This window comes from uncultured Campylobacter sp. (assembly GCF_938030815.1).
GTDB lineage: Bacteria > Campylobacterota > Campylobacteria > Campylobacterales > Campylobacteraceae > Campylobacter_B.
The window spans coordinates 1-11,068 of sequence record NZ_CALHII010000082.1 but is presented as its reverse complement, the minus strand read 5'-3'; the positions used below and the strand labels follow the sequence as shown (position 1 = coordinate 11,068).

The following is an 11,068-nucleotide window of genomic DNA, read 5'->3' as shown; positions in this document are numbered from 1 at the left end:
AGGTTGCCGTGTCGGGCTCGGATTTCACCGACGCCCAGGTGAGCGCCGCCGTTTCGAGACATACTGCTCGGGCTTTTTTTCATCACGATTGGCATGCAGATAAACTTCGAAGTAATCGTCTCGCACTATGGGCTGATTCTGCTCGCTATTATCGTTATAATGGCGCTTAAAACAGTTGTGATTTACGCGATCTTATTTCTCTCGACCGGCAAAAGGATAGCGCTAAAAGCGGCGCTGTCGCTATGCCAGATAGGTGAGTTTGCACTTGCGATCTTTTCGCTGTTGATGAGCCGCGATATGCTAAGTAAGGAAAACGGGCAAATTTTAATTACAGTCGTAACAGCGACGATGATTTTAACGCCGTTTATTCTTAAAAATTTAAACAAAATCGCCAACCGTTTCGAGTCCAAGGTTGAAAAGCTCGAGGATGAGGAGCATAAAACTCAAATCCCGCCGATGAAAAATCACATCATTGTAGCAGGCTACGGCAGGATAGGGCAAGAAGTTGTGCTACGCCTTAAAGATCAGGGGCTGCTATACGTAGTCGCCGAGAGCGATTTAGAGCTTGTAGATCTGGGTAAATCGCGCGGAGAGAACATATACTTTGTAAATATAATGCAAAAAACCGCAATCGACGAGCTGCATGCGCGCGAAGCGTCGGTCATCATCCTAACGATAGCAAATCAGCAAAAGCTCGACATCGTCGCCAAGATGCTAAACGGCTCTAATTTAAAAGCAAATATCATAGTGATGCATACGGGTGCCGATCCACAAAGCGAGCTGCAGAGCGAATACGGCGAAAATTTTATCTTCGTAAAAAAGGAGAGAGTAGTAGCCAATGCGCTTTTACAAGAGGCGCTGAAATGCAAGCTAACGCAGTAGCCTTGAGCGTTTAAGATCAAATTTAAACGCATTTGCTATGCCTAAAATCTCCACGCTCTTTATTTTCTTACTTCTATACTCAGCTAATTTAAAGCGTTTTAATGAACGTAGATAAATAGATATATTTAAATGGCGGGCTTGCAAATTTAAAGACGCAAAGTGCTGCTTTGGATTGATTTAAATTCTAAATTTAAGCTGTCATTCCACAGCAAAAGGATACTCCGACAAGGAGCTGATGAAGTATATTCGCGCGATAAAGTTATTTAAAAACTCGTTTAAATTTTACTAATTTCACTCTTTTATCTCTTTATAAACGCTTAAGTTGCGTACTAGGCAAACAAGGGTAGTAATAACGGACACAGGCGTCACTGCTAGAAGATAAAATAAGCCAAAAAATAGCCCTATATCGCTAGATTCACTACCGCCGCCGGCAAACCATAACGCTATAGCCATAATGGGATAATACAAAACCAATGTCATAATCGCAAAATTTTCTATCGCGAAAATCGTATTGCTTTTTTCGGGATTTTCTACGAAAAGTTTGCTGTATCTGCGCTTTGAAAAGAGAAATATAAGCGTGCAAACGGCGCTAACTATAAACGCCCAGTGTACTTCGTACGAATTTGGTAAAAATAAAATCAAAAAAACCGTTGTCGCAAAACTCACGAAAGCAAATCTGATCAAACGGTGAAGTTGATATTTTTGCTTTAAATTTTTTGCAATTTGTGCTAGAGCTTTGCCGTACTCCAGCGCTTCCTCTTTGCTTTGGATAGATTCTGTTTCAAGGCTCGCGTCATTAAATTTTTGCTCAAATTTAGCGGCTTCATCTTGGGCACCTTGCGCCTTGCCGTTTGTTTTGTTAAAATTTTGCTCGCCAGAAATTTTATCAGCGACCGCTCCGCCGATTTTTGTCTGCGATTTTGGCGCTGGTAGATACACGGTCTCATCGGCGTCGAATTCCGGATTTGCGTTATATGTTATTATCGCCACCGGAATAGCGATAAAAATAGCGGGTATAATCTGACGTGTATCCCAGTCTATGTGATATTTTATCTGTAAATAAAATCCGACCAAAGCATAAAGGACATAAAATATCGCAGCCACATGTATCCATATAAGCATAAATGCCTTATCTGCATCGCTAAATAAAAGCAGGGCGTATTTTTTATACTTCAGCCTGTTTAGGCAGACGAGTATATTTATCGCAGATAGCGCGAGCATGCATAAAAACGACATTATGGGCGCATCATTTACAAACGTAAGAAACACGACGATATAAATTAGGAATGTCAAAAGTGTCCCAAAAAACAGATATCTACAAAAGCGAAATCTATCGTAGCTTTTTAAAATTTCTTGCGGAATTTGGCTGATGTCCGCAGGGGTTTTGTCTTTTTGCGTTTGCATTTTACCGCCTTTCCTGGTTATTTTAGCTCAAATTTTGCTTTTTTACTCCGTAGTGTTTTAAATTTAATGAAGCGAGATTTTTTTGGCTTGCTTCTTTTTTAGCAGGCAAACAATCTCGATTTTGCATTAAATTTTTAAAAATGAATACTTACCGGCTCTTGCAATTTTATCGATAAAATTTTTGGCAGGCTAAATTTACGCTTCTTTTCTAGCTAAATTTAGCTTCAAAATTTATCTTGCTTCATTCATAAAATAAGGCAACTAAGCTAAAGCTCATTCGTTTTATCCACCCGCACGAACGCCCAGTGCATAAAATCCCGCTTTGGCTCGTATTCGCCGCTGTTAAAATACTTCGCTAGCCGCGCCTCCTCCGTTTCGCTTAGCTCGCCGCCAAGCCCCCAGCGCGTCTTTTGCACAAACTCCTCCGCGCTTTTCGCTCCGCCGCCGTGACATTGGGCTTTAATGTAGCTGAGGCTCGGCATATAGCCCATTTGAAACAGGATGTTTAAAAGATAGACGAAGCCTGGCTTTTGCTCCACTTCGCGCCCTATCGCATCCAAAATTTCATCATCCACGAAGCTGCCGCCCACCTTAAACGTGATATAAAGCGCCTTTTTGGTCTTTGAAAGAAGCTTTCCAAGCGCGGTTTTTAGATCGTCCACCTCAAGGCAGCGCGAAGCTAAAACCACGTCGCACTCAGGCACGTCAGACCAGTCGTCCTCGAAGGCTTTTTGCGCAAATTTAGCGTTTTCTGCGCCGTAGGCTTTAGCGTTCTCGCGGGCGAATTCCAGCATTTTGGGCGAAAAATCGTAGCCGTAAATTTTATCCACCTTTTCCGCCGCCAGCACGCTTAACGCGCCCGCGCCGCACGCGAAATCAAGCAGCGTGGAGACGCCAGCAAAATCGACTTTGTCTATAAACTCGCGCGCGTAGGCGCTTTTCATCACGCCTTCGTTGAAGCTCGGCGCCTTTTTGTCCCAATGCTCGGCTAGTTTTTTACCGAACGAGCTCTTTGCTTTTTGCGCCTTATAAAGCGCGTCAAAGTCGATTTCATCGTAGTTTGAAGCTAAAATCATCATTATCCTTTCCTGAATTTAGCGGGCAGACCGCACCGATTTTAGTTAAATTTTAGCGTAAATTTATGCGCCGCGCCCAAACCCGCCTGAAATTTCAAACCGCCCGGCGAGAAATACTAAGGCAAGCCCACCCCTGCGTATTTTATATGCTCGAAATTCTTTAAATTTTCACCGAACGATCGTAGCTAAATTTTAGAAAGTCCGCTCATAAATCAAAATTTTAACCTGCCACTACGAACACGGAGAATGAATGCCCGAAGCTAAGCGTAGAATTTCAATGCAAGCAAGAGTACAAATAGCCGGATACGAACACAAAAAGACAAAGCTTGGGCGCAGTCAAATACCGTTTGCGATATGCGTCATCGCTCGTACATTTACTTTTCGCGATAGCAAGAGGCCCCGTCTAAACCCCTACTTTTTCGTGATTTTATAGAATAAATTTCCGATGCTTTGGATTATCTGCACGAGTACGATCAGGATCACGACGGTGTATGCCATTATATCGGGGCGGAAACGCTGAAAGCCGTAGCGGATCGCCACGTCGCCGAGCCCGCCGCCGCCGACAGTGCCCGCCATCGCCGTAAATCCGATGATGACGATGAGCGTGAGCGTAATCGCGCCGATGATACTAGGCAGCGCTTCGACGAACATCACGCGAAAGATAATCTGCGTCTTGCTCGCACCGAAGCTCTTTGCCGCCTCGATCACGCCGCTATCGACCTCCAGCAGCGCGCTTTCGATGAGGCGAGCGATAAAGGGCGCCGAGCCGATAGTAAGCGGCACGATCGCCGCGGTGGTGCCGATGCTCGTGCCCACAAGAAGCTTTGTAATTTAGCGATACGAAATTTCAGATTAAAATTTGCCTAACATTCAAACTTGAAATTTTAAGAAATCAAGCAATTTAAATTTAGATTTCTTAAATTTAATTATATAAAATTTTAGCCTTTGCGGTTACGGATTTTATTTTAAGCTCATACACTTTCGTGCGTTTTAGGGATGCTTTGGAGGCGAATTCTACGCGCGACATGTAATTTGGGGTGTATTTTTCGCATAGTATCCGCAGGGCATAAATTTTACGCTCGTCATCTAGAATTTCGTTTGCTTCGCAAACGGCGATTGCGCTGCGATATTCTGTCGTATAAACTCTAGAGCCTAAAGCGGCAGCATCGTTTGCGATAGATCGGTATTCTTCGTCGCTTGGGGTAGGAACGCGGTTGTAGCTAACAAAAACCGCCGTTACCGCGCGTCCGTTTTGAAAGAGTTTCGCCTTTGTACCGGCAGGCGCGCCGTGGATATAAATAATGTCTGCATCGCGCACGGGCGAGATAGGCACGCTAAAAATTTCGCCGCTCTCGTCTATGCAGCTAAGCGTAGCATATTCGCTCTCGTCGATGATTTTTAACGCCTCATCTTCGCTTAGCTGCCTATCTCGTCTACGCATTTAGTCCATCTGGTTGCGTAGGAATGCGGGCTCGTCGAGCTCGTCGTAGGTTTCGTCTCCGTTAAAATCGCCGCTACTTACCTTTTGTCTAGAAAAGATAGAATTTCGACCCATGCTCTCTAAAAGCGCCTTTCTGCGATCCGCTACGTTATCGCTGGCGACCTGCTTTTTTTCCTCGATGCTCCTTTCAAAGCCGGTGGCGATGAGAGTAACCTCGACGCGGTTATTTTCCATCTTAGGATCGGTGGTGGTGCCCCAGGTAACGTCGGCATCCTTATCCACGGTATCTTCGATGATATTCATCGCGGATTCGATCTCAAGCAAGGAGCAATCAGGCGACATCTTAAAATGCACTAGCACACCCATAGCGCCGTGGATGGAGGTATTGTCCAAAAGCGGAGATTGGATCGCACTTTTTAGCGCTTCTTCTGCCGCGCCATCACCTTCGCTAACGCCGATACCCATAAGCGCCAAACCGCGGTGAGTCATTACCTTTTTGACGTCGGCATAATCGACGTTGATATCGCTGTCACCGGACTCTAAGATCACGGAGATCATACCGTTTACGGCTTGGAATAGGACATTATCTACGATTTTAAAGGCATCTTTTAGGCCGGTTTTTTTATCGATGATCTTCAATAAATTTTGATTTGGGATAACGATTATGGAATCGCACTCTTTTTTAAGCTCTTCAAGACCCTCTTGCGCTAGTCGCATGCGCTTTTTACCCTCAAAACCGAAAGGGGTCGTAACGACGCCAATAGTTAGCGCCTTTTTCTCTTTCGCAGCTTTAGCGACGATAGGTGCAGCGCCCGTACCGGTACCGCCGCCTAGACCGGAGCCAACGAAAACAATGTCGGAGTAGTCCAAGCGATCCTTAAGATCGTCGTAGTTCTCCTCTGCAGCCATCTTAGCAAGGGCTGGATCCATACCGCAGCCAAGGCCTTTGGTGGTGCTTTCGCCGAGTAAAATTCTAGTATTTGCGATCGATTTTTCTAAAGCTTGTGCATCGGTGTTAGCCACCATTAGTTCGACGTCTGTTTTAGTAAAACCCTCGCGAATCATATGATTGATCATATTGCATCCGCCGCCGCCGACGCCGATCACCTTCATCTTGGCACCGTAGATGCCCTTTCTTTCTTCCATACTGTATCCTTTCACGAGTATCTCCTTAGCTTAAATTTTAAAACCAATTTTTCATAGACGACCAAATTTTATTGAAAAAATTTGTTCCGTCTTTTTTTGGAAGTTGGATATTCAGATCGTCTTTTTTGGCTGCCGCACTGCCGTCAGCTCTTGAGCCGTCCTTTTCTATCGCCTTGCTAACCTCTTTTTCGTAATAGTCGTTTATGTTTCTCTTTGGATTTTTATTTATTATCTCATCTTTATAACGAAGCTTGCCGTTAGAGTCCATCTCGTAAGGGGTAAATTCACCAAATCCATACATGCAAAGCCCCAAAGCGCAAGAATTTCCGATATCTTCAGCGATCTCGTGTAGACCGCTTACGGTCTTGGCCCTTGCGATCCTAACGGATGTGTTATCAAAAACTATCGCCGCCAAGTCACGCACGTCGTCTAGCTTCGCCATACCGCCGGTGATCACGATACCTGCGCCTATGCGGTCTTTATAGCCGCTTCTTTCGATCTTATCGGCTATCATATCGAAGGTCTCTTTAACGCGAGCCAGGATGACTTGAGAGATGATCTCAAGGCTTATGATGTGGTTTTCTGACTCGCTATCTCCTAAAGCAGGCAGCTCGACTTCGCTATTGCCTTGATTAATTAGATCGTTATAGGTAATTTTAATGTTTTCCGCATACGGAAGCGGCGTATGCAGAGCGCGAGATAGATCGTTAGTAACGTTATTAGAGCCAAACATCACAACATCGTTATAACGCAAGGAATTCCCCAGGTGGATGACTATATCGCATGTAGCGCCGCCCATGTCAATCAGCACTACGCCGAGCTCTTTTTCGTCCTTGCTAAGCGTGGATATGGATGATGCGTAGCCCGAAAGGACGATGTTATCTACCTTTACGCCCGCCATCTCTACGGATTTTTTCAAATTTTTAATTGAGCTTTCGGGAGCGATGACGATATGCGTGGATACCTCCAGGCGGGTACCGCTCATACCGAGAGGGTCTTCGATGTGTTCCTGCTCATCAACCCTAAAATCATACGGAAGCACATGTAAAATCACGCTATCGCTAGGCACGTTAGCCTGAGCTTCGGCAACCTGCATGGCACGCTTTATTTCATCCAACCCGATCTCATTTTCCATGGTTATGACACCGCGAGATTTAACGCTTTTGGCGTATGAGCCCGAGATAGATATAATGGCTTTATCGTAGCTTCTGCCAGCTCCTTTTACAGCCGCTTTTACCGCCTGCTTTATTGAGCCTGCGGCTTGCTCTATGTTTGTTATAACGCCCTTTTTGATACCTAAAGTATCGGCTCCGCCAACGCCTAAGACCGTAAAAATGCCATCATTTTTAGCGATTATCGCGCGAATTTTAGTTGAGCCTATATCTAGACCTAAAATATACTCACTCACTGTCTTTACCTTTAAAATATCTTTCGGTTTTATAGCGCTTTTCTAGCATTTTGGTTAGATCATCTTGCAGATTAGAATTTAATAACGTGGTTATCCTATCGGCTATGATCGCTTTTTCTTTATCTATCTCTTCGCTGCTGCCTAGGCTCTGCTGTGAAATTTTATACACTACGGCTTTGTTATCAAACATCACTATACCTTCTTTAGCCGGCTTATTAAACATATCGATAAGAAATTTATAAAATTCGTCATCGCTTAGCTTGGTATTGTTTTTACTATTTAGAGATAAGGTGCCGAAATCTTCGCCTTTGAAATTTTTGAGCGCATCTTGAGCTCTTTTTTCAAGTAGCTCTTTACGTTTCTTCGCTTCAAATTCTTTAGAAGCCAAAGACTTAGCCTCTTCAAAGCTCATCTGCCTAGGCTGCTCTACACCGTTTAGTTTAGCAATCAAATATCCGCCTTTGTACTCGAAAGGCTTGATGACATCTCCTGGCTTTGCAACCTCAATCTCAGATATTGGAAAATTGCTAGCCGTAGCAACTATAGTTTCATTAGTATCGAGCTTACCTTTTTTAATCTCCAGATAATCCTTTGTAGCGTCTTTTTTAACCTGATCCATTCGGTAATCTTTTAAGACGTTAGGTTTAGCCTCTGCAAAATCCAATAATTTATCATCTAGGCTTCTATACTCGCCTCTGTGTCCTTCATAAAATTTACTTAGTTCCGTATCATTCACATCGACATTGCTAGGTGCCACAAAATATGCTCCGAGAGTATATTTTTTCTCGGTCATAAAGTGCGATTTCTCGCCTTCCCAAAATTTCTTTAGCTCGTCGTCATTAAAAGTGACGTTAGCGTCTGCGTAGATTATCTCTGCAGAAACCTTATCCTGCATCAGCTGCGATGCCGCAAATGCTTCTACGATCTTAGGGCTAGGCGTTATTTTTAGCGCTTTGCCGAGCTTTTCTAAAGTTAGGACCTTTTGTAGATTGCGCTCAAATTCTTTTTTAGTAAGTCCGGAATTTTTTACTACGTTGTTGTAAAGTTCCTTACTAAATGCGCCATTTTCTTGGAAATTCGGCGAGTTTAGCACAAATTCCGCTACATCTTTATCACTAGCCTGAACGCCTAAGTCTTTAGCAAAATTTAGAAAATACGCCTCACCGATTAGCTGATCTACTGCGATCTGATCTAGATGCATATTTTTGGCTTGTTCTTGAGTAAATTGCCCATCGCTCATAGCACTCAGCCTGTTGTATAGTTCGGAGTATTTTGTGTTTAGTTCTTGATTTGTTATGGAAATCTGCCCTACTCTAGCGATTGAGCCTGCGCGGTTAGCGTTCATATCGTATGCGCCCCAGCCGACGAAGCCTGCGCCCACGAAAGCTATCGTGCTTATCCAAATAGTCGGTATAAGTGACTTCTTATGCTTTTGCATCCATTCTATCATCTAAATCCTTAAATAGCTAACTAAAGAAATTTTTTGTTAGTAATTATACAGATAAAACCTTATGTAAGGCTGAAAAATAGGCATTTTTGGCGAATTATAACGCGTTAGTAAATGATTTTGTATACATTAATCTTAGCTTAGCAAAAGCAGCTTTGAACTCATTTCTAAAATCGCTATTTTTTTCGCCATTTGCTGCGCGCTCCTTGCATGGGCAAAAACCCCATAGCCGCGAATCACCATTATATCGCTATTTTCATTTATCATATAGTTACAAATTTCATACGGCGCGCGCTCGTGCCAGTCGTCGTAGTTCTTAGGATCGTAAATTTCAATGCGCTTAAATTTGCTCACCCCAAAGTAATCTCGTGGCAAAATAAAATCATGCTCCAGCGTATATGCGACAAGATATGGCGGTGTCGCGTAGGTTACGAATTTTGCCTCTTTTATATTTTTGTAGATATTTATATGTATATCGCTATCGATGCTAGCATCCTGCCAGCGGTAGTCTTTTTTTGAAAACAGCGTTATAAAATCATCCCTATCCAGGCTATCGAAAATCGCGTCTTTTTTGTTGATCAAAAACTGATTTTCTTTAATTTTTGCTGAAATCGAGCCGTGAAAGATCCCAAAAAGCCTATCTCTAAACATCGAAAGCGAAATTTTGCGTAAAATTTCATAATAATACTCGTCCATCTCTCGCCTTTGTAAAAAATTTCGCTATTATATAGGATTAGAAATTTCAAAAGGATAAATTTAAGTGCAAGCTCCACATATTCCGGTACTTTTTTCGCAAACGATCGCCGCATTTTCGCAGCTTGAGGACGGCTACGTTATCGACTGCACGCTAGGCTACGGAGGGCACAGCGAGGGCATTTTGACCGCTAATCCGTACCTTAAGCTTATCGCTTGCGACAGAGATGCCGAAGCGATAGAATTTTCGCGCGAGCGGCTCAGTAAATTTAAAGATCGCATAGAAATCCACAAAGCAAAATTTAGCGAAATTTTAGAAATTCTGCCCGAGCAAAAGCTCCGCGCAGTTCGCGGGATCTTAGCCGACATCGGCGTTTCGTCGCTTCAGCTAGATAAAAACTGTCGTGGCTTCTCCACTAAAAGCGACGCGCTGGATATGCGAATGGACGAGAGCGCAACGCTAGATGCGGCGTATGTCGTAAACCGCTACTCACAAGCGGCTCTGGCGCGCATTTTTCACGAATACGGCGAGCTAACAAACGCTAACGCAATCGCTGCTAAAATAGCTACTACACGGGCTAACGCACCGCTAACAAGCGCCAAAGCTTTGACAAATTTAATCGGAACGAAGCCCGTTAAAGGGCGCAGCATCAGCACGGCTACGCTAGCATTTCAGGCGATCCGCATCGAGGTAAACGACGAGCTTGGCGAGCTAAAGCGCCTGCTCACGCTCATTGAGCAAAAATCGCGCGATTCAATTCTAACTAATGTAACTGTCGCTATAATTTCATTCCATTCGCTTGAAGACCGCATAGTAAAGGAGCGATTTAGAGCGTGGGAGCACGATTGCATCTGTCCTAGAGAGTTTATGCGCTGTGAATGCGGCGGCGGGCATTCGTTAGGTAAAATCCTAACCAAAAGCCCTATAATAGCAGACGCGCAAGAGCTTGCAAAAAACTCGCGAGCAGCGAGCGCGAAGCTAAGAATTTTTCGACTGAAATAACCGCCTTTGCTTGCTATAAATTTTAAATTTTGACGAAATTTTGTAAAATTTACAGATTTGCAAGCATTAAATTTTAAAATTTTACGGAATTTTGAAATCCAGCTTTCAAAGATTCGCTTTAGAATTTATGATATTTTCAGCGTTATTTCAAACGCGCAATGTCTAAATCATAAAATTTAACGTTGAATTTTACGCTAAATTTAATGTATAATTTTATGAGATTTAGCTGCTGCATATTTTAAAAACTAAGTGGCAGCATAGATACAAAACAGAGTGAGAGTTAAAATTTGGCGCCTAAAGCAAGCGGCGTAATGCCAAATCTAGTCCTTTGCATTAAAGAAATTTTGCAAGTGAGCCATAATTTCATTGATTTTTTTTAGATGATAGAGCTTATCTTGCAAGCTATATCTTTCGCTTAGCGTTTTAAAGCGCATCAAAGACGTAGTAAAAATTTTAAGCGGTTTTTCAGATTATTTGACAAAATTTTATAAATAGTCAATCTTGGTAAAGTGAGCTCGATTTTTACCCACCAAAGCGAATTTTCGTAAGCCTGTGGTGCAAAAAACGA

The 11,068-nt window shown here is 43.2% G+C and carries 10 protein-coding genes and 1 pseudogene; 3 read left to right on the top strand and 8 right to left on the bottom strand.

All coding sequences use genetic code 11. The features are described from left to right. Nucleotides 1-60 precede the first annotated feature (60 nt). A complete protein-coding gene (locus tag Q0277_RS03070) occupies nucleotides 61-882 on the top strand; it encodes a cation:proton antiporter (protein WP_297995478.1) in 822 nt (273 codons plus the stop codon). 291 nt (nucleotides 883-1,173) lie between these two features. On the opposite strand, the gene Q0277_RS03065 is transcribed toward Q0277_RS03070, so the two are convergent. Both Q0277_RS03065 and Q0277_RS03060 read right to left on the bottom strand, forming a co-directional pair. Next, nucleotides 1,174-2,286, bottom strand: coding sequence for a hypothetical protein (locus Q0277_RS03065; RefSeq protein ID WP_297995475.1), 1,113 nt, complete (start codon nucleotides 2,284-2,286; stop codon nucleotides 1,174-1,176). A 266-nt stretch (nucleotides 2,287-2,552) separates the two neighbouring features. Next, a complete protein-coding gene (locus tag Q0277_RS03060; protein ID WP_297995473.1) occupies nucleotides 2,553-3,362 on the bottom strand; it encodes a class I SAM-dependent methyltransferase in 810 nt (269 codons plus the stop codon). A gap of 250 nt (nucleotides 3,363-3,612) precedes the next feature. On the opposite strand from Q0277_RS03060, the gene Q0277_RS03055 reads away from it, so the two are divergent. Then, nucleotides 3,613-3,795, top strand: a complete 183-nt coding sequence (locus Q0277_RS03055) for a hypothetical protein (protein ID WP_297995471.1) — start codon at nucleotides 3,613-3,615, stop codon at nucleotides 3,793-3,795. Here Q0277_RS03055 and Q0277_RS03050 read toward each other — a convergent pair. From Q0277_RS03050 to Q0277_RS03025, 6 genes and pseudogenes are all read right to left on the bottom strand, one after another. Then, nucleotides 3,774-4,190, bottom strand: a pseudogene (locus Q0277_RS03050) (ABC transporter permease subunit); the annotation flags it as partial. The gene Q0277_RS03055 and the pseudogene Q0277_RS03050 sit on opposite strands and share 22 nt — an antisense overlap. A 94-nt stretch (nucleotides 4,191-4,284) precedes the next feature. Continuing rightward, a complete protein-coding gene (locus tag Q0277_RS03045) occupies nucleotides 4,285-4,803 on the bottom strand; it encodes a pyridoxamine 5'-phosphate oxidase family protein (protein WP_297995468.1) in 519 nt (172 codons plus the stop codon). Next, nucleotides 4,804-5,964 (bottom strand): cell division protein FtsZ, encoded by a 1,161-nt coding sequence (gene ftsZ / locus Q0277_RS03040; RefSeq protein WP_297989947.1) that lies wholly within the window; start codon nucleotides 5,962-5,964, stop codon nucleotides 4,804-4,806. 22 nt (nucleotides 5,965-5,986) lie between these two features. After that, nucleotides 5,987-7,357: a cell division protein FtsA gene (gene ftsA, locus Q0277_RS03035; RefSeq protein WP_297995465.1), complete on the bottom strand. Its 1,371-nt coding sequence runs from the start codon at nucleotides 7,355-7,357 to the stop codon at nucleotides 5,987-5,989. After that, a complete protein-coding gene (locus Q0277_RS03030) occupies nucleotides 7,350-8,807 on the bottom strand; it encodes a peptidylprolyl isomerase (RefSeq protein ID WP_297995463.1) in 1,458 nt (485 codons plus the stop codon). Before Q0277_RS03030 ends, ftsA begins: the two co-directional genes overlap by 8 nt. 132 nt (nucleotides 8,808-8,939) lie before the next feature. Beyond that, entirely contained in the window at nucleotides 8,940-9,500 is a 561-nt protein-coding gene (locus Q0277_RS03025) for a class II aldolase and adducin N-terminal domain-containing protein (protein WP_295152874.1), read from the bottom strand. A 64-nt stretch (nucleotides 9,501-9,564) separates the two neighbouring features. Between Q0277_RS03025 and rsmH the strand changes: the two genes are divergently transcribed. After that, nucleotides 9,565-10,500, top strand: a complete 936-nt coding sequence (gene rsmH, locus Q0277_RS03020) for a 16S rRNA (cytosine(1402)-N(4))-methyltransferase RsmH (protein WP_297995460.1) — start codon at nucleotides 9,565-9,567, stop codon at nucleotides 10,498-10,500. Nucleotides 10,501-11,068: the final 568 nt, after the last annotated feature.